This is a genomic window from Curtobacterium sp. NPDC092190 (assembly GCF_044755625.1).
Taxonomy (GTDB): Bacteria; Actinomycetota; Actinomycetes; order Actinomycetales; family Microbacteriaceae; genus Curtobacterium.
This window is the reverse complement of sequence record NZ_JBIVRJ010000007.1, coordinates 92,216-110,941: the sequence shown is the minus strand read 5'-3', so window position 1 is coordinate 110,941 and position 18,726 is coordinate 92,216. Positions and strand designations below refer to the sequence as shown.

The window sequence follows — 18,726 nt, the reverse complement described above, 5'->3', positions numbered from 1 at the left end:
GGGCCCGCGGCGGCGGGCCCGGGCGGGGGGGGGGGGGGCCGCCCCCCGCGGGGGGGGGGGGGGGGGGGCCGGGGCGGGCGGGGGGGGCGGCCCCCCCCCCCCCCCCCCCCCCCCCCCCGCCCCCCCCCCCCCCCCCCCCGGGCGCCCCCCCCCCCGCTTCTCGTTGTGCAGCGCGCCGGCGGCGCCTCGCGTCAGACGCGCGACTGCACCTCGGCCAGGGACGGGTTCGTCGCGGTGCTGCCGTCCGGGAAGACCAGCGTCGGCACGGTCTGGTTGCCGCCGTTGACCTCGGCGACGAGCTCCGCGGTGCCGGGGGTCTGCTCGATGTCGACCTCGCGGAACGGCACGCCCGCCTTCGACATCTGGTTCTTCAGCCGGGCGCAGTAGCCGCACCAGCTCGTCGTGAACATCGTGACGCCGCCGGCCTCGGGCACGAACGCGTCGCGGGTGACTGTCTCGCTCATGTGCCCAGGCTAACCCCGCCGGTTCGGGGAACCCCGGTGACCCCTGGTAGACAGGACCGCGTGACGGACACCCACCTCGAGATCGAGCGTACGTACGACATGCCCGAGGGCGACGACCTGCCGGACCTCATCGGCGTCGGCAGCATCGCCCGGACGGAGCGCCAGGAGCCGTTCGGCCTCGACGCCACCTACTGGGACACCGAGCGGTACGACCTCGTCGCCTCACGGGTGACCGTCCGCCGACGGACGGGTGGCCCGGACGCGGGATGGCACATCAAGCGTGCCGCGTCGGACACCGTCCGGCACGAGCAGCACTTCGCCCTGACGGACGATCCCGACACCGTGCCCGACGAGGTCCTGGCCGCGCTGTTCGCCGAGCGCCGGGGCCGCGGCCTGCGCCCCGTCGTCCGCATCACCACCACGCGGGCGGTCGTGCGGTTGCTCGACGAGGACGACGACCAGGTCGCCGAACTCGCCGACGACCGCGTGGTCGCCCAGCGCCTCGACGACCACGCGCCCGCGACCCCGCGCACCTGGCGTGAGGTCGAGGTCGAGGTGGCCGAGGGCGTCGACGAACAGGTTGCGCACGAGCTCTTCGCCGCACTCGACGGTCGCTTCGCCGACATCGACGCGCACCCCGCGGCGGTCACCTCGAAGCTCGCCCGCGGCCTGGAGGGCGCGCCCGCCGCCCGGCTCCGCACGGCGGAGAAGCCGGAGAAGCACACCGCGGCGCGGGCACTGACGAAGCGCCTGCGCAAGCTGCGATCGACCCTGCTCGCCCTCGAAGGACAGCTGCGCGCCGGGGCGGAGACGGACCTCCGTGAGACGGCGAGGACCTCCCTCGACATCGCCGCCGTGCTCGGCTCGTACCGTCCTGCGTTCCCGGCGACCCCGGCGACCGACCGAGCAGCCGAGGCCGCGGACGCCCTCGCCGCCGTGACGGCGCGCGCTGCGCTGGCCGATTACCTCGTGGAGCGTCTGCCCCACGCATCGACGCCGGCACAGGACCTGCTCGTCGACGCGATGACCCGGGAGCGGGTGCTCGCCGCCACCCGCGAGCGCCGTGCTGTCGCGGTCGGCGAGGTCACGGCCTTCCTGCACTCCGAGCGCTACCTCGAACTCCTCGACGCCCTCGACGACGCCGTCGAGCGTCCGGCGCCGACGGCGTGGGCGCTCCGGTCGCCGAAGCACGTCGCACAGGACGTCTCGGCGGTCGAGAAGCCACGCGTCCGTGACCTGGTCCGGAACGCGGTCGGGGACGACGACGAGAGCGTCGGCCCTGTCGACCGTGAAGCCGCCGACCGTGCGGCGACCGAGACCGCCTGGCGCGCTGCGACCCGCGCCCGGGCGGCGATGGACGTGCTCGGGGACGACGCCTTCCCGCACGCGCTGTGGAAGCGCATCGGGGACGCCGCGGACGTGCTGACCGAGCGGGTGCGCTCCCTGCACGCCCTCGACGTGCTCCGGGTGCACTCCGGCATCGCCGAGCGTGGTGGTGAGGGGACGTTCGGGTACGGCGTGCTCGCGGGGGACCGCGTGCGGCTCGCCGAGGACTCGTACGACCAGGCCGTGCAGGCACTCAACCGCGTCTGACGCGGCTCGGCGCGCTGCGTCGCGCAGCATTCCGTGGGAGCGACAGGACTCCACCGAACTCCGGTGGAGTCCTGTTGCTCCCGCGGGACGATCGGCAGCGGCGCCGCTCAGCCGGCGGCGATCGGCTCCGCTGAGGCCGCCGCGGGGTTCACGTCGGCCAGGCCGAGCACCTCGAGCAACCAGGCGAGCTCGAACGCGCGCTCGCGCCACGAGTCGTACCGGCCGCTCACGCCGCCGTGCCCCGCGGCCATCTCGGTCTTCAGCAGGACCGGCGCCCCGACCTCGCGCAGCTTCGCGGTCCACTTCGCCGGTTCGACGTAGAGCACACGGGTGTCGTTGATCGACGTCACGGCGAGGATCCGTGGGTACTGCACGTCGTCGCGCACGTTCTCGTACGGCGAGTACTCGCTCATGTACCGGTAGACCTCGGCATCGTGCAGCGGGTCGCCCCACTCGTCCCACTCGATCACCGTGAGCGGCAGGTCCGGGTCGAGGATGCTCGTGAGCGCGTCGACGAACGGGACGGCGGCCAGGATGCCGGCGAAGCGCTCCGGCGCCAGGTTCGCGACGGCGCCCATGAGCAGGCCACCGGCGCTGCCGCCCTCGGCGACGAGGCGGTCGGCGCTCGTCCGACCGCTCTCGATCAGGTGCTCGGCGACCGCGACGAAGTCGGTGAACGTGTTCTTCTTCGTCAGCGTCTTGCCGTCCTCGTACCAGTGCCGCCCCATCTCGCCGCCGCCCCGCACGTGGGCGACCGCGAAGACGACGCCGCGGTCGAGCAGGGACAGGCGCATGACGCTGAAGCCCGGGTCGATGGAGTGCTCGTAGGAGCCGTACCCGTAGAGGTGCAGCGGTGCCGGGTCGTCGGCGTCCACCGCGTCGCGGCGCCAGACGAGCGAGATCGGCACCTGCGTGCCGTCCGGTGCCGTCGCCCAGTCACGCTCCTGCACGTAGTCAGCCGGGTCGTAGCCGCCGAGGACCGGCTGTCGCTTGAGCACCGTGACCTCGCCGGTCGCCAGGTCGAGGTCGCTGACCTCGGACGGGGTGACGAACGACGTGTACCCGATTCGCAGGGTCGGCTGCTCCCACTCGGGGTTGCCGCCGAGCCCTGCCGAGAAGAGTGCCTCGTCGAAGGGGACCTCGTGCGCGTCGCCGTAGCCGTCGCCCTCGATCGGGATGACGGCGACGCGGGGGAGCGCCTCGGCCCGGTACTCGAGCGCCAGGTGCCCGGCGAAGGCGTCGACGGACTCGATGCGGCGCTCGGTGTGGTGCGCGACGACGACGCGGCGGTCGTGCTCCGAGGTGGGGTCGTCGGCGGGGACGTCGACGAGTTCGAAGTTCTCGGCGCCGTCGTTGTGCAGCACCAGGAAGCGGTCGCTCCCGCCGACGATGGCGTGCTCGATCTCGTACTCGACCCCCTCGCGCCGCGGCCACACGACCCGGAACTCGCCGGTCGGGTCGGCGGCGTCGAGCACCAGTGCCTCGGACGTGATCTTGGAGCCGAGCTCGATGACGATGTACTGCGACGAGCGGGTCACGCCGACGCCGACCCAGTAGCGGTCGTCGGACTCCTCGAACACGACGACGTCGTCGCCGGTGGCGCTGCCGACGGTGTGCCGCCAGATGCGGTCCGGACGCCAGGACTCGTCGACGGTCGGGTAGAACACGTAGCGCCCGGACGGGTCGAAGGTCGCGCCCGAGCCGGTGTCCGGGATCTCGTCGCCGAGGTCGGTGCCCGTCGTGAGGTCGCGTACGTGCAGCGTGTAGCGCTCGTCGCCCTCGACGTCGACGCCGTACAGGAGACGGGTCCCGTCGTCGCTGATGTCGTAGCTGCCGAGCGAGAAGAAGTCGTGCCCCTCGGCCAGGGCGTTGCCGTCGAGGACGACCTGCTCCCCGGGCAGGGACGCCGCACCCTCGTCGACCGCGGGCGGCGTCCAGTCGTCCGGGCCGGTGATCGGTGCGCGGCAGTGCACCCCGTACTGGCTGCCCTCGGCCGTCCGCGTGAAGTACCACCAGTCGCCCATGCGCACCGGGACGGAGAGGTCCGTCTCCTGCACGCGGTTCTTGACCTCGGCGAAGATGCGGTCGCGGAGGCCGGTCAGGTGCTCGGTCTGCGCCTCGGTCCAGGCGTTCTCGGCCTCGAGGTGGGCGAGGGTCTCCGGTGACTCCTTGTCCCGCATCCACTCGTAGTCGTCGACGAACTCGATGCCGTGGTGGATCCGCGTGACGGGCCGCTTCGCGGCGGTCGGCGGGGTGGCCTGGGCGTGCTCACTGCTCACCACGCCACCCTATGCGCCCGGGCCTCGACACCTGCTCGAACGCGCTCGGCGAAGGCGTCGAGTTCGGCCGCCACCGCGGGCGCGATCCACGCACGGCGACGGCGACGGGCGGTCACCGGTCGGAGGACCCCGGCGCGGCACAGGTCGGTGACCGTCGTCTCGAGCAGCGTCTCGGCCGTCCCCGAGACGTCGCCCCGCGCGATCGCGCGGCGGAGGAGCTCCTCCGCGTGGTCCTCCGTCAGGACGGCGTCCTGGTCGAGCGCCCGCCCGAGCACCGCGTGCGGGCCGGCGGCGCAGGTCGTCGCCGCACGGTCCGCGGCGACCTCGTCGAGCAGCAGCCCCGTCACGAGCGCCTCGTCCGACCCCGCGCCCACGGCGATCGCGACGTCGCGCACCCACGCGTCGACGTGTCCCTCGCGGTACTGCGTCAGGTGCTGGAAGTACCGGGTGCGCTCGGCGACCAGGACGGACGAGACGGGTGGACTCGCGGTCCGCGTCGCACCCCGGTGCCGCAGGACCGCCGCGACGAGCGCGCGACCGGTCCGTCCGTTGCCGTCGGTGAACGGGTGGATCGACTCGAACTGCGCGTGTGCGATCGCCGCCTGGGCCACGGGGTGCAGGTCGTCGCGCGCGAGGAACGCGAACAGGTCGGCCATGAGCGACGGGACGAACTCGGGCGGCGGTGGGACGTGGTCGGCGTCCCGTGGTGTGCGCCCGCCCCCGATCCAGTTCTGCACGGTGCGGTAGCGACCCGCGTGCGGGCCGTCCACGGGGTCGCCGCGCAGCAGACCACGGTGGGCGTCGAGGAGCGCGGTCTCGTCGAGGTGTCCGGCTCCGGCTGCCCGCACCAGGCGCTCGAGGGCGTCCCCGGCCTGCACCATCACCGAGGCGCTCGTGTTCGCGCGCACGCCCACCAGCGCCCGGGCGACGTCCTCGGCCGTGGCGTCCTCGTGCTCGATGCGCGAGGTCGCGACCGCCTCGGTCCGGGTGAGCAGCCGGTGCAGGGGACCGGCTCCGCCGTCCTCGTCGAGCGCCCGGAGCGCCGTCAGGCTCCGGTCGAGCAGTGCCGCGGTCGCTCCGTCGGGCTCCCAGTGCGCGTCGGCGATGCACGGTGGGACCGAAGCGGTGACGGTCGCCGTCTGCCGGACGGTCCGGTCGCCGCGGGTGGCGCTGCGCCACGGCCGGACGACGGTGTCGTGGGCGGGCCAGGGTGGTCGGGGTCGGGACACGGAGCCTCCTGCGTCGATCGTCGGTGTCGAGACGGTAGGACGGACGCGACCGCGGACGCCAGGGATCGGTATGTCGCGGGGACGACGGTGCTCCGCCGTACCGTGGTGGCATGCGCAACTCGTTCGTCGTCACCGGGGCCCACGTCGTCCCCGTCACCGCTCCGCCCTTCGACGGGGGTGCCGTCGTCGTGGAGGACGGCCGCATCACCGCCGTCGGCCCCGACGTGGCTCCGCCGCCCGGCCTCCCCGTCGTCGACGCCGCCGGCGCCTGGCTCGTCCCCGGGTTCGTCGAGTCGCACGGCCACGTCGGCATCCACGAGGAGGCGAACGGCTGGGCCGGCAACGACACCAACGAGATGACCGACCCGAACCAGGCTGCGGTGCGGGCGATCGACGCCGTGGACATCGACGACGAGGGGTTCCGCGACGCACTGTCCGGCGGCATCACGAGCATCGTCGTGAAGCCCGGTTCGGGCAACCCGATCGGCGGGCAGACCGTCGCGATCAAGACCTGGGGTGGTCGCACGATCGACGAGCAGCTCATCTCCGACGCCGTCAGCGTCAAGAGCGCCCTCGGCGAGAACCCGAAGCGCGTGTACGGCGACAAGGGGAGGACGCCGTCGACGCGCCTCGGCGTGGCGAAGGTCGTCCGCGAGGCGTTCGTCGCCGCGCAGGACTACCGCGCCGCCCGTGCGGCCGCCGCCGCGAAGGGGGAGCCGTTCACCCGCGACCTGACGAACGAGACGCTCGTCCGGGTGCTCGACGGCGAGCTCGCGTGGGACCAGCACGTCCACCGGCACGACGACCTCGCGACCGCGCTCCGCCTGGCCGACGAGTTCGGGTACCGGCTCGTCGTCAACCACGGCACCGAGGCGCACAAGATCGCCGACCTGCTCGCCGAGCGCGACGTCCCGGTGATCTACGGCCCGCTGTTCACGAGCCGCTCGAAGGTCGAACTCCGCGACCGCGGCATCCCGAACGTCGTGGCGCTCGCCGCCGCCGGTGTCCGCGTGGCCATCACCACCGACGCCCCGGTCGTGCCGATCGCGATGCTGGTCGACCAGGCCACGGCGGCCGTCAAGGAGGGCCTGCCCTGGCAGACCGCGCTCGAGGCCCTCACCACCAACCCCGCGGCCTTCCTCGGCTTCGGGGACCGTGTCGGCCGCATCGCACCGGGCTTCGACGCCGACCTCGTCCTGTGGGACGGCGACCCGCTGGCCGCGACCAGCCGCGCGACGCGCGTCTGGATCGAGGGCGCGTCCGTGTACGAGTGGGCCGACGGGACGGGCGTCACCACGCCGCGCTGGTGACCGGATGACGGTCTGGAGGCTCGTGGCGGCCCCGCCACGGTCCTCCCGTCCGCAAGACGCAACCTCGGCGGTTGCTCGCAACGCCGTACCGCTGCGCGCAACCGCCGACGTTGCGTTCCGCGAAGGGGGCGCCGAGCGTCAGGCGTCGCGGGACAGCAGGAAGTCGTTGATGCGCTCGGTCATCGGCAGGTCCATCTCCCGCGCGACGCCGTTCACGGACCGGATCGGTGCCGCCTGGCGGACGCTCGACAGCAGCCACAGGGCGTCGGCGGCCTCCAGGTCGGCCAGCGTGACGAGCTCGTACGAGGTCGCGATGCCCTCGCCCTCGGCGAACCGGAAGACGTCGGCCTGCGTCGTCCCCGCCAGGATGCCGATGTCGGTCCGCGGCGTCACGAACCTGCCGTCGACGGACATCACCAGGTTCGCGCGGGTGCCCTCGAGCACGTACCCGTCCGTCGAGACGAAGAGCGCGTCGTCCGCTCCGTGGCGCTCGGCCTCGCGGAGCGCCGCCATGTTCACCGCGTACGACAGTGTCTTCGCGCCCTGCAGCAACCACGGCGAGGTCCGCTCGACGTCGTGCCGGTAGCCGCGGTCGAGCGTCACGACGGCGATGCCCGCCGTCCGCGCGGGCGTCTGGTCGCCGGACGGTGCCGCGTAGACCCAGCCGGTCGGTCGACCCGAGCCCTCGACGCCGCGGGTCATGACGGTCTTCGCGAAGGCCTCGTGCACCGGGTCGAGCCGGGCGCACACCGCCTCGATCGCCTGGCGCCACGCGTCGACGTCCGGCGTGGGCAGGTCGAGCATCGCCGCGGACCGCACGAAGCGGGCGAGGTGCGGTTCGAGCGCCTGCGGCCGCCCGTCGACCACCGTGATGGTCTCGAACACCCCGTCGCCGCGGATCGCCCCGAGGTCCTGCACCTGCAGGTGCTCCTCGAGCGGCTTCGCCCACGTGTACGCGTCGGCCTCGGGGTCGTGCGGGGCGGCGTCGCGCGAGGGCTGGTTGAGGACGGCGAGGACGGTGTCGGTCATGCCACCATCCAACCGCAGCACCGGGTCGGTGGTCGTCAGTCGCGCCCGGGGAGCGCGCCCATGAGCTTCCACACCGCCGGCGTCAGCTCGGGGTGCTGCAGGGCGATCCGGCGGAGCCGGTGGTACTCCTCGCCGAGCTCGGTGCCCTGCCCGGAGGCCGGGTGGCCCGCCCAGTGCACGCTGCGCTGCCCGATCGCGGCGTCGAGCTCGACGGCATCGGCGCGGAGGATGAGCACGACCTGCTCGTCGACGGTCGGGAGCGTCGGCATGAACTCCCACGGGTCCTCGCCTGCACGGCTGCGGTGCTCGACGATCATCGAGATCTCCTCGGCGGCCTCGGCGCGCAGCACTTCGAGGCTGCGCCCGGTCCTGCGGGGCTCAGCCATGGTGCCCCCGCAGCACGCCTGCCATGCCAGCGATCGTACGCCAGCGCGGAGCGTCCACCGGACACGTCCGCCAGACTGGGGACCGTGACCGAACGCGACGAGACGAAGTCCCAGCACGCCCCGGTCGTGGTCGTCTACCTGCTCCGTGACGGTCCCGACGGCCCCGAGGTGCTGCTCGGCGAGAAGCGTCGGGGGCTCGGGGCCGGGCGCCTCGTCGGTCCGGGCGGCAAGCGCGAGCCGGGGGAGCCGCCGGTGGCGGCAGCGGTGCGCGAGGTGGCGGAGGAGGTCGGTCTGCGGCTCGAGTCGGACGACCTGGAGGCGCGTGGCACGTTGGACTACCGGTTCCCGTTCCGACCGTCCTGGTCGCAGCGCTCGGACGTCTTCGTCTGCCGCCGCTGGCAGGGGACCCCGTCGGGCAGCGACGAGCTGGAGCCGCGGTGGGTCCCCGTCGACGCGGTGCCCTACGACGCGATGTGGGACGACGCGCGCTACTGGTTGCCGGGCGTGCTGGCCGGCGGGAGCGTCACGGCGCGCTTCACCTTCGCGGAGGACAACGCGACCGTCTCGGGCTTCAGCGGCGAAGGCGTCTAGCGGGCGCCCGCACGACCCTGCTGGACGCGGGTGCTGCCGGTGCGCGCCTCCTCCGCGGCGGCGAGGACGTCGGCGTCCCCGCTGCGACCACCGAGCGGGCGGACGAAGAAGTCGACGATGCCCGCCGCGATCGCCCCGAGGACCGCGAACATCGCCCAGCCGACGAACAGCCCGGCGGTGTTCCGGCCGTCGGCGGGGGCGAGGAACACGCTCGCGGCGTAGAGCGCTGCCGCGAGCACGAGGAACGCCACGACGGCGGTGACGAGGACGCGGTGCCAGGCGGTGCGCGGGTGCATGCGGAACAGGATACGCGCGCTCCGGGGAGCGGCCGAGCGTGCGCGCGTCAGCGCTCGACGTGCCGCCCGTGCTGGCGCTCGTCGGGCGCGCCGGTCCGCGTCGTGCGCGATCCCGCCGGGGCCGGGCGGCGACCGGACGCGTCCACGCGGGGGACGGGACGGGTGCGGGGGCCGCTGGACGAGCCTCCCGGTCGGGCCGGGCCGGACCGGTCCGCCTGCCGCACCACGGGGATGCGTCCGGTCGGGGTGGTCTCCTGCTCGAGCCCGTCGCGACCGCCGGTGAAGACGTCGCCGGCGACACGCTCGTCCTCCCAGTCGTCGTCGCGCAGGACGCTCAGCGTGCCGGTCTCGGTCGAGGTCAGTCCGTGGCGCTCGAGCTCGGCGTCCCGCTGCTTCCCGAGGAACTCGCGGTTCGCGGTCTGCGCGTCCTGGAACATCGTCGTGCGGTTGTTCACGATCGCCGCGATGCGACGACGCTCCCACCACTGCTTGCCGAAGAACATCAGCACGAGCCCGGCGGCGGCGTAGCAGCCCATCGTGACCAGCCCGCGGCCGAAGCCGGGGCCGACGCCGTAGATCTCGTGCTTGATCATGTCGACCATGCTCGAGCCGACCACGACGTGGTTGAGCCACGCGAAGGGCTCCGGCATGAACCACTTCGGGTACGCGCCGCCGGAGGAGGGCATCGACAGGAAGACGAAGCAGATCATCGCGGGCGCGGCGATGAACCGGCCGACGAAGTAGCTCAGGCCGTTGACGGCGAGACCGATCGCGACGATCCAGCCCCAGGCGATGAGGACGAGTCCGATCCAGTGCCCGTGGATCGCGCCGACGACCGGGCCGGCGAGCGTGTTCGTGATCAGGGAGATCACGAGGCCGCCGACGACGATCACCGTCATGCGGGTGCGGTGCCGCAGCGGACCGCCCATGATGCCGATGAACATCGCGACCATGTAGCCGCCGATGCACCAGGCGAGCATGACGTACATCGCGACGGTGCCGTACTCGTCGTACGCGGGCAGCGGTGCGAGCTCGGTGACGGTCGGGGCGGCGACTCCGATCCCGGTGAGCACGCTGGTCAGCGTCGCGGGGACGAGCGAGGCGACCTGGAACTGGTGGGCGCTCGCCTTGAAGACCTCGTTCGCCGAAGGGTCGTACGCGACGGCCATCGTGCCGGCCAGGACGTCCTGCTTCGCGCGGGCCAGCGACTCGTACGTGTGGAACACGTACTCACCGGGCAGGGCCTTGCCGACGGCGGCGACGAGGGTCGGATCGCTGCCGACCAGGGCGACGGGGACGTCGTGCGGGTGGGGAGCGTGGAAGGCGAAGACGTAGCAGAGGCAGAAGCCGACGATGAAGAACAGCGGCATCCAGAGCTGCAGCCCGATGAGCTGCAGCGAGGGGTGGAGCGTGCCGTACCAGCGGCGGTACCGGCTGATCCGCTGCGGCTCGGGCACCGGTGCCTGGCGCACACGCCCCGCACGGCTGCCGGCGCTCCGGCTGCCGGCGACGGGAGCACCGCGACGGGGCCGCGAACCGCCCCGCGTCGAGGGCCGGGTCTGCCGGGGCTTCGGCGCGGACGACCGCGGCGCTCCGTCACGATCGGGGAGGTCGCTCTTCCTGGGGACGTCGTTCCGCGGCTCGCTCACTCGGCGCTCTGCTCCTTCTGCTGGTCGGAGCATCACGGTACGCCGGGCGTGCTCACCGCGCCCCGTGAGCTGTCGGGGCAGGACCGGCTGCGGCGGCCCGGGACCGGCGGCGCCGGGTCAGGACCGGCTGCGGCGGCCCGGGACCGGCAGCGCCGGGTCAGGACCGGCTGCGGGAGGCCTGGGCCGAGTCCATCGCGAGTTCCTCGGCGTCGAGCGTCACGAGCACGCGGCGCATGACCTCCTCGTCGAGGTTGCCCTTCTCGCGTTCCTCGAGCACGATCTCGCGGCGACGGTCGAGCAGTTCGCGGCGGATGTCCTGGATCTGGGCGCCGCGGAGTCGCAGCGGAGCGTTCCGGTCCTCGACCTCCTCTTCCTCGGCGTCGCGGCGGAACGTCTCGGCCTGTCGTTCGAGGCGGGCCTTCAGTCGGTTCACGACGCTGTCCGATGCCTCGGCGCCGTACTGCTCGGCCCACGCCGGTCGCCTCCGTTCGAGCAGGGCGATCGCGGCCTCGGTGGTGCGCTGGTTGAGGCGCATCTCGCTCCGGACGTCCGCCTCGCCCTCGGCCGGGTCCTGCACCTTCAGCGCCCGGATCACGAACGGCAGGGTCAGCCCCTGGAGCAGGAGCGTGCCGACGGTGACCACGAAGGCGATCACGAAGATGGTGTCCTGCGCCTTGACGTCGACCGAGTTGCCGACGACGGAGACCGCCGCGGCGAGGGTCACCACACCGCGCATGCCGGTCCACGAGATGACGGTGAGCTCCCGCCAGTTCAGCTTCGGTTCGGCGGAGCCGCGCAGCCAGCGCAGGGACGGGTGACCGCGGGACAGTCGGACACGCAACGGCCGCAGCCACCGGCCGTTGAAGCGGTTGCGCGCGTACGACTCGAACACGAAGAGCGGTCGCACGAGGATCACGACGACCAGGACGACGGCCGCCGCGGTGAGGGTCTGCGTCAGGCTGCGGTCGCTCTCGACGAGGTCCTGGACGACGGTCTTGAGCTGCAGGCCGATGAGGGCGAAGACGAACCCCTCGAGGATCACGTCCGCACTCGTCCACAGCGGGCGCTCCTGCAGCCGGGTCGCGTAGCCCTCCTTCGGCGAGTTGTAGCCGATGTACAGCCCCGCGGTGACCACGGCGATGACCCCGGAGCCGGAGAGGTGCTCGGCGAGGACGTACGCGACGAAGGGCAGCAGGATGCTCATGATCGTCTCGACGACCGGGTCGTTGATGCGCATCCGGATCCAGTGGACGGCGACGCCGAGGACGATGCCCACCGCCAGGCCGACACCGATCGCGAGCCCGAAGATGCCGAGGTCCTGCCAGATCGTCAGCGACGTCCCCGCCGCGATGAGCGTGAAGACCCGCACGAGGGTGAGGGACGCGGCGTCGTTGATGAGGCTCTCGCCGGACAGGACCGTCATCACCCGGCGGGGGAGTCCGAGCTTCCGGCCGATCGCCGCGGCGGACACCGCGTCCGGCGGGGCGACGACGGCGCCGAGCAGGATCGCCGCGGGCCAGTCCATGTCCGGGATGATGATGTACGCGGCGAGGGCGACCGCGAGCGCGGTGACGATCACGAGGAAGATACCGAGACGGCGGATCTGCTTGATGGACTGCCGGAAGCTCTGCCACGACACGTCGAGGGCGGCGGAGTAGAGCAGCGGCGGCAGGACGACGGTGAGGATCACCTCGGAGTCGATCTCGATCTCCGGCAGGCCCGGCAGGAACGACACCGCGAGCGCCACGGCCGTGACGAGCAGCGGCGCGGGCAGCCCCTTGGCCCGCGCGAAGCCGGTCACCGCGAGTGAACCGATCAACAGGATGAGGAGTTCCGCGGTGTCCATGGGGTCCATTCTCCCATCGACATGATTCGCAGGCTGAACGATCCCGCAGGTCGGGTGGCGCGGCGGCGGACGACAGGGTTTGCCCCGGAGCCGATCGGCTGCGACACTTGCCCGCGGTGGACATCACACTCATAGTCGTCCTGGTCATCGCGTTGGCCCTCTTCTTCGACTTCACAAACGGTTTTCACGACACCGCCAACGCGATGGCGACACCGATCGCCACCGGTGCCATGAAGCCCAAGGTGGCCGTCACGGTCGCCGCGGTGCTCAACCTCGTCGGTGCGTTCCTCAGCACCGCCGTCGCGACGTCGATCTCGCACGGCCTGATCAACGAGGGCCCCGGTGGCGTCGCGATCACCCCGGAGATGATCTTCGCGGGCCTGATCGGCGCGGTCGTCTGGAACATGATCACGTGGCTGCGCGGTCTGCCGTCGTCGTCCTCGCACGCGCTGTTCGGCGGGCTCATCGGTGCCGCGATCGTCGGAGCCGGCTTCGACTCCGTGAACTACGCCGCGCTGCTGACCGTCGTGATCATCCCCGCGTTCCTGTCGCCGGTGATCGCCGCGCTGGTCTCGCTCCTCGCCACGCGCATCGCCTACCGCGTGACCCGTCGTCCGGTCTTCCCGAACGAGCGCGGCGGCTTCCGCATCGGCCAGGTGTTCACGAGCTCGATGGTCTCCCTCGCGCACGGCACGAACGACGCGCAGAAGACGATGGGCGTGATCACGCTGACGCTGATCGCCTCGGGCGCGCAGTCGGCGAACCAGGGCGTGCAGTTCTGGGTCGTCGTCGCGTGTGCGCTCGCGATCGCACTCGGCACGTACACCGGTGGTTGGCGCATCATCCGCACCCTCGGGTCGGGTCTGACCGAGATCCGCGCCACCCAGGGCTTCGCCGCCGAGGCGTCCACCGCAGCCACCATCCTCGCGTCGAGCCACCTCGGCTTCGCGCTCTCGACCACGCAGGTGTCGTCGGGCTCGATCATCGGCGCCGGGCTCGGCCGTCGTGGCTCGAAGATCCAGTGGTCGACGGCGGGCAAGATCGTCGTCGCATGGTTCATCACGCTGCCGGCCGCCGCAGCCGTCGGCGCGATCGCGTCCGGCATCGCCCGGCTCGGTGTCGGGGGACTCGTCATCGACGCGGTCGTCGGCGCAGCCGTCATCCTCGGGCTCTACCTCTGGTCGCTGCGGAAGCCGCACGACCAGGCCGCCGCGATCGAGGTGGACGTGGCCGCCAACGCGGTCTTCACCCGCAAGGAGCTCCGCGACATGCAGCGCAAGAAGCGTGCCGCCCAGGTCGCCGAGCGGCGCGCCGAGCTCAGCCGTGAGCGCACCCTGCGCCGCATGGCCGGACGGAACGGAGGGCGCCGCTGATGGGCATCGCCACTGACTCGCGCAGCTTCGCATCCCTGGGCGGAGGGCGCCGCTGATGGGCATCGACTGGTTCGCATTCCTCACCGTGGCGATCGTCGCGGTCGTCTCCGCGTGCTTCGTGGTCCTCGTCTACTCGATCGGCCTGCGCCTCTGGAGCGCCGCCGACACGCGCGCCGGCAAGTACACCGTGAAGGACGACGGCACCGTCGGCCCCGCCACTGCCGGCTTCCCCCAGCCCGGCACCGTCCAGCCCGGCGTCCGCGCGTTCCGCGCGCTCGCCGTCGCGTGCTTCGCCGTCTCCGGCCTGGCCGTGCTCTACGGCATCTACCTGATCGTCCCGCAGTTCCACTGACGGGTCACGTCCACCTGACGGACGGGAGGCCCGTGGCGACGCCGCCACGGGCCTCCCGTCCGTCGACGGTCACCACGCGCGCCCACCTGCCGGACCCGACCGGCCGGACGGGCTAGCCTCGACAGGGTGACCGGCAACGAAGCAGCGCGCACCAGGACCGAGACCGACTCGCTGGGATCCCTCGAGGTCCCCGCCGACGCGTACTGGGGCATCAACACCCTCCGGGCGCTCGAGAACTTCCCGATCACGTCGGTGCCGATCGCCGTGTACCCGGACCTCATCGAGGCGCTCGCGACCGTGAAGCAGGCCGCCGCGCGGGCGAACAAGGCCATCGGCGTGCTCGACGCCGAGCGTGCCGACGCCATCGACCAGGCGGCGCAGGAGGTCCGCGACGGGAGCCTCCGCGACCAGTTCGTCGTCGACGTCGTGCAGGGCGGCGCGGGGACGTCGACGAACATGAACACGAACGAGGTGCTCGCCAACCGCGCCCTCGAGATCCTCGGGCGTGAGAAGGGCGACTACGCGTACCTGCACCCGATCGACCACGTGAACCGCAGCCAGTCGACGAACGACACCTACCCGACGAGCATCAAGCTGGCGATGATCCTGGGGGTGCGGCGGCTCACCGAGCAGCTCGAACTGCTCTCCGACGCGTTCGCCGAGCGCGGCCGGGCGTTCCAGGACGTCCTGAAGGTCGGGCGCACGCAGCTGCAGGACGCCGTGCCGATGACCCTCGGGCAGGAGTTCACCGGGTTCGCGCACACCATCCAGGAGGACGTCCTGCTCCTCCGCACGGTCTCGCCGCTGCTCGCGGAGACGAACCTCGGGGCGACGGCCATCGGCACGGGCATCACCGCGGACCCGCAGTACCGCGACGAGGTCCGTCGGCAGCTGCAGGTCGCGAGCGGGCTCGACATCGTCACCGCACCCGACCTGATCGAGGCGACGAGTGACGCCGGTGCCTTCATGACGCTGTCCGGCACGGTGAAGCGCAGTGCGGCCAAGCTGTCGAAGATCTGCAACGACCTGCGGTTGCTCGCGTCGGGGCCGCAGGCGGGGCTCGGCGAGATCACGCTGCCCGCACGCCAGGCGGGGTCGTCGATCATGCCGGGCAAGGTCAACCCGGTGATCCCGGAGGTCGTGAACCAGATCGCGTTCGCCGTCGCCGGTGCCGACACCACGGTGACGATGGCCGCCGAGGGCGGGCAGCTGCAGCTCAACGCCTTCGAGCCGATCATCACCCACTCGATCCTGCAATCGCTGCAGTGGATGGCGAGCGGGTGCGCCACGCTCCGGGTGAACTGCGTCACGGGCATCGAGGCGAACGAGGCCAAGCTCGCCGCGCAGGTGGACACCAACGTCGGCGTCGTCACCGCGCTGACGCCCTACATCGGCTACGCGGCCGCGGCGTCGATCGCGCACACCGCGTTGACGACCTCGACGCCGATCGCGACGCTCGTCACGGCGGCGGGGCTGATGGACGAGGACCAGGTGCAGCGGGTCCTGTCGCCGGCACGGTTGTCGGGCATCGAGCTCGCGACGGGGGCGATCCCGATCGTCACCGAGGAGATGTTGGACGCCGAGGCGGAGCGGGTCGCGCGCGAGCGCTGACCCCGTCCCGCGGGACGCAACCTCGGCGGCACTGCGCAGCGGTACAGCGTTGCGAGGCGTCGCCGACGTTGCGTCGTGCGGAGCGCCGCGCGAGCGCTGGAGCCTAGGGCAGCGGGGGCTCGCCGACCCGCACCTGGTGCGACATCGCGCGCAGGTGCTCCTCGGGCGGCGAGGGCTCCTCGTGCTCGTCCTCGGCACGCTGCTGCGCGGCGAGCCGGACCCGGTGCGCCGCAGCGATGTCCTGGTCGCGCCAGCGTGCGAGCGTGAAGTTCCGCGTGACGTCGCGGAGTGGCAGTCGGATCGACTCGTCAGCCTCGATGCCCGCGAGGAGCTGGCGCATCCGGATGACCTCGGAGTCGAGCTCCCCGCCGACGACGAGCACGAAGTTCGAGATGTACAGGTACACGAGCAGCAGGATCGCGCCACCGAGCCACCCGTAGGCCCGGTTCCCGCTGCCGCCGACCGTCTCGACGTAGATCGAGAAGCCGAGGGTCGCCACCGCCCAGGTGACGATCGCGAACGCCGCTCCGGCCGACACCCACCGCAGCTGCGGGGTCTTCACGTTCGGCGTCGCGTAGTAGAGGACCGCCACCATCACCACGAGGACGACGGCGAGCACGGGCCACTTCGCCACGTTCCACAGGTCGTCGATCCACGGCGCCCACCCCAGCTGCCGGACGATCGCTGCCGAGATCGTCGGGGTGCCGAGCAGGATGACGATCGCGATCGCCCCGCCGACCATCACGAGCAACGTGACGAGGAGCATCATGCTGCGGAACTTCCAGATCCGCCGGCCCTCCTCGACCTCGTAGGCGGTGTTCATCGCCCGTCCGAACGCCGTGGCGTACCCGGAGAGCGACCACAGCGTCAGGACGAGCCCGATCGAGAAGCCCACCCACGGGTTGTCGAGCGTCAGCAGCTGGCGCAGCGGCCCCTCGAGGTGCTGCGCGGTCTCGGGGCGGACGATGAAGCCCAGCACCTGGATGATGTCGTTCAGGCTGTCGCCCTGCCGGTCCACGACGGACAGGGCCGACACCACGGCGAGCGCCGCGGGGAACACGGTCAGCAGGGCGAAGAACGTCAGGGAGGCCGCGGCGTCCACGACGCGGTGGCGGATCACCGAGTGGTAGGTGCGCCGGACGACCGCGCGGACGCCGGTCCGCTGCAGGTCGCGCGAGGCGCTGTCGGGCATGCGATGTACCGTACCCGACCCCACGACGGCCGGGAGGCGCGGTGCGGCACCGCCACGCGCCTCCCGTCCTCGGGCAGCTGCACGAGACTCGGCCCCGCGGACAGATCTGCCGTTCCCGCGCGCGAGCCTCGTCCGCCAGGCCGAGTCTCGGACCTGACGGGGCCGGCACCCGCCGGTCAGTTCGCGTGCGGGTCGAGTGCGTCGTACCGGCGGAAGGAGGGCACCAGCCGGAGCAGCAGTGCCACGAGTCCGATGATGAGCACGCCGCCGATGATCGGCGGGTACGCGATGCCGGCCGCGACGACGAGCCCGGCGTACAGGTCGCCGAGGCGCGGGCCGCCGGTCACGACCACGATGAAGATGCCCTGCAGCCGTCCGCGCATCCCGTCGGGCGAGGCCGCCTGCAGGATCGTGTTCCGGAACACCGAGCTGACGTTGTCCGCGCCGCCCGCCGCCGCGAGGAACAGCGCCGCGAGTCCGAGTGCGGGCAGGATCTCGACGCCGAAGGCCTCGCCGGACCGACCGCCGAGCAGGTGCGCCACCGCGATGACGACGCCGAACGCCGCGATCGCCGCGCCGTACGCCGTGATCGCCCAGCCGACGGCCTCGCCCTGGCGTCGCACGTGCCCGAGCGGGCCGGAGAACACGCTCGACAGCAGCGCGCCGACGGCGTAGGCGGCGGTCAGGGTGCCGACCGTGATCGACCCGCCGCCGATGACCAGCGCCCCGATCGCCGGGAAGAGCACGCGCGGCTGGCCGAACGTCATCGCGACGATGTCGAGCACGAACGTCATCGTGATGTTGCGGGACCGCCGGAGGAACCGCGCACCCTCGACCAGGGAGCGCAGCCCGGGGCGGAGGGCGTCGTGCTCCGCCGCCATCCGGGGGAGGGTGAAGACGCCGAGGAAGGCGAACGTGAAGAGCACGACGTCGATCGTGTAGGTCGGTGCGAAGCCGACGCTCGCGATGAGGACACCGGCGATCGCCGGGCCCACCGTCACCTGGAACCCGGACGCGATGCCACCGAGGGCGCTCGCCGCCGGGAGCAGGTCCGTCCCGACGAGCCGGGGGACGATCGCCGAACGCGAGGCGTTGCTCACCGTCGCGGCGACGGCGTTGACGGTCGCGAGCACGTAGAGGAGCGCCACGCTGTGCAGCCCGAGCCAGGCGTGCGTGGCGATGAGCGCGACCGCGGCCCAGGCGATGATCGCGGACACGAGGGCCACGAGCCGCCGGTCGAAGGCGTCCGCGAGCATCCCGCCGTAGAGCCCGGCGACGATCATCGGGACGAGGGCGATCACGCCGACGAGCGCGACCGCGAAGGTCGAGCGGGTGATCTCGTACACCTCGAGGCCGACCGCGACGGTGGTCATCTGCGTGCCGATGCCGGCGATCGCCGTGCCGGCCCAGAGCCGCGCGAACGCGGGGGAGCGGCGGAGCGGGGTGAGGTCGGCGAGCAGGCGGCGGCGGGGTTCGGTGTCAGGTCGTGTCACGGTGGAACCATTCTGCGGCCTGCGCCGCCCCGA

The 18,726-nt window shown here is 72.4% G+C and carries 16 protein-coding genes; 6 read left to right on the top strand and 10 right to left on the bottom strand.

The window, feature by feature from the left end; all coding sequences use genetic code 11:
* Nucleotides 1-191: 191 nt before the first annotated feature.
* Nucleotides 192-464, bottom strand: a complete 273-nt coding sequence (locus ACIQFY_RS15720) for a mycoredoxin (protein WP_066653207.1) — start codon at nt 462-464, stop codon at nt 192-194.
* Nucleotides 465-524: 60 nt separating this feature from the next.
* On the opposite strand from ACIQFY_RS15720, the gene ACIQFY_RS15715 reads away from it, so the two are divergent.
* Nucleotides 525-2,057 (top strand): CYTH domain-containing protein, encoded by a 1,533-nt coding sequence (locus ACIQFY_RS15715; protein ID WP_066653209.1) that lies wholly within the window; start codon nt 525-527, stop codon nt 2,055-2,057.
* 107 nt (nt 2,058-2,164) lie between these two features.
* Here the strand turns inward: ACIQFY_RS15715 and ACIQFY_RS15710 are convergent, their stop codons facing one another.
* Nucleotides 2,165-4,336 carry a S9 family peptidase gene (locus tag ACIQFY_RS15710; protein ID WP_400340864.1) on the bottom strand — a complete coding sequence of 724 codons (2,172 nt, stop codon included), beginning with the start codon at nt 4,334-4,336 and terminating at the stop codon, nt 2,165-2,167.
* Nucleotides 4,333-5,565, bottom strand: a complete 1,233-nt coding sequence (locus ACIQFY_RS15705; protein WP_066653211.1) for a Fic family protein — start codon at nt 5,563-5,565, stop codon at nt 4,333-4,335. Before ACIQFY_RS15705 ends, ACIQFY_RS15710 begins: the two co-directional genes overlap by 4 nt.
* Nucleotides 5,566-5,675: 110 nt before the next feature.
* Here ACIQFY_RS15705 and ACIQFY_RS15700 point away from each other — a divergent pair, with 110 nt between their 5' ends.
* Nucleotides 5,676-6,875, top strand: coding sequence for an amidohydrolase (locus ACIQFY_RS15700; protein ID WP_251160876.1), 1,200 nt, complete (start codon nt 5,676-5,678; stop codon nt 6,873-6,875).
* Between the two features lie 138 nt (nt 6,876-7,013).
* On the opposite strand, the gene ACIQFY_RS15695 is transcribed toward ACIQFY_RS15700, so the two are convergent.
* Together ACIQFY_RS15695 and ACIQFY_RS15690 are read right to left on the bottom strand one after the other, a co-directional pair.
* A complete protein-coding gene (locus tag ACIQFY_RS15695; RefSeq protein WP_400340860.1) occupies nt 7,014-7,904 on the bottom strand; it encodes an aminodeoxychorismate lyase in 891 nt (296 codons plus the stop codon).
* Between the two features lie 35 nt (nt 7,905-7,939).
* Entirely contained in the window at nt 7,940-8,290 is a 351-nt protein-coding gene (locus ACIQFY_RS15690; protein WP_066653218.1) for a tryptophan synthase subunit alpha, read from the bottom strand.
* A gap of 84 nt (nt 8,291-8,374) precedes the next feature.
* On the opposite strand from ACIQFY_RS15690, the gene ACIQFY_RS15685 reads away from it, so the two are divergent.
* Complete coding sequence (locus ACIQFY_RS15685; protein ID WP_311205881.1) at nt 8,375-8,881, top strand: 8-oxo-dGTP diphosphatase; 507 nt, start codon at nt 8,375-8,377, stop codon at nt 8,879-8,881.
* Here ACIQFY_RS15685 and ACIQFY_RS15680 read toward each other — a convergent pair.
* The 3 genes from ACIQFY_RS15680 to ACIQFY_RS15670 all read right to left on the bottom strand — a co-directional run bounded on the left by ACIQFY_RS15680 (nt 8,878) and on the right by ACIQFY_RS15670 (nt 12,672).
* The gene (locus ACIQFY_RS15680) at nt 8,878-9,177 is read right to left on the bottom strand and encodes a hypothetical protein (protein ID WP_066653223.1); all 300 of its coding nucleotides are present in this window, start codon (nt 9,175-9,177) and stop codon (nt 8,878-8,880) included. The genes ACIQFY_RS15685 and ACIQFY_RS15680 overlap by 4 nt on opposite strands.
* A 47-nt stretch (nt 9,178-9,224) precedes the next feature.
* Nucleotides 9,225-10,634, bottom strand: coding sequence for an ABC transporter permease (locus ACIQFY_RS15675; RefSeq protein ID WP_400340858.1), 1,410 nt, complete (start codon nt 10,632-10,634; stop codon nt 9,225-9,227).
* A gap of 349 nt (nt 10,635-10,983) precedes the next feature.
* Complete coding sequence (locus tag ACIQFY_RS15670) at nt 10,984-12,672, bottom strand: sodium:proton antiporter (protein WP_209686086.1); 1,689 nt, start codon at nt 12,670-12,672, stop codon at nt 10,984-10,986.
* Between the two features lie 116 nt (nt 12,673-12,788).
* On the opposite strand from ACIQFY_RS15670, the gene ACIQFY_RS15665 reads away from it, so the two are divergent.
* The 3 genes from ACIQFY_RS15665 to ACIQFY_RS15655 all read left to right on the top strand — a co-directional run bounded on the left by ACIQFY_RS15665 (nt 12,789) and on the right by ACIQFY_RS15655 (nt 16,008).
* Complete coding sequence (locus ACIQFY_RS15665; protein ID WP_081984745.1) at nt 12,789-14,045, top strand: inorganic phosphate transporter; 1,257 nt, start codon at nt 12,789-12,791, stop codon at nt 14,043-14,045.
* 55 nt (nt 14,046-14,100) lie between these two features.
* Nucleotides 14,101-14,397 carry a hypothetical protein gene (locus ACIQFY_RS15660; RefSeq protein ID WP_066653232.1) on the top strand — a complete coding sequence of 99 codons (297 nt, stop codon included), beginning with the start codon at nt 14,101-14,103 and terminating at the stop codon, nt 14,395-14,397.
* Between the two features lie 126 nt (nt 14,398-14,523).
* Nucleotides 14,524-16,008, top strand: a complete 1,485-nt coding sequence (locus ACIQFY_RS15655; protein ID WP_251160871.1) for an aspartate ammonia-lyase — start codon at nt 14,524-14,526, stop codon at nt 16,006-16,008.
* Between the two features lie 103 nt (nt 16,009-16,111).
* On the opposite strand, the gene ACIQFY_RS15650 is transcribed toward ACIQFY_RS15655, so the two are convergent.
* Nucleotides 16,112-17,200 carry a YihY/virulence factor BrkB family protein gene (locus tag ACIQFY_RS15650; RefSeq protein WP_400340856.1) on the bottom strand — a complete coding sequence of 363 codons (1,089 nt, stop codon included), beginning with the start codon at nt 17,198-17,200 and terminating at the stop codon, nt 16,112-16,114.
* A 176-nt stretch (nt 17,201-17,376) separates the two neighbouring features.
* Nucleotides 17,377-18,693 carry an MFS transporter gene (locus tag ACIQFY_RS15645; protein ID WP_081984746.1) on the bottom strand — a complete coding sequence of 439 codons (1,317 nt, stop codon included), beginning with the start codon at nt 18,691-18,693 and terminating at the stop codon, nt 17,377-17,379.
* Nucleotides 18,694-18,726 lie beyond the last annotated feature (33 nt).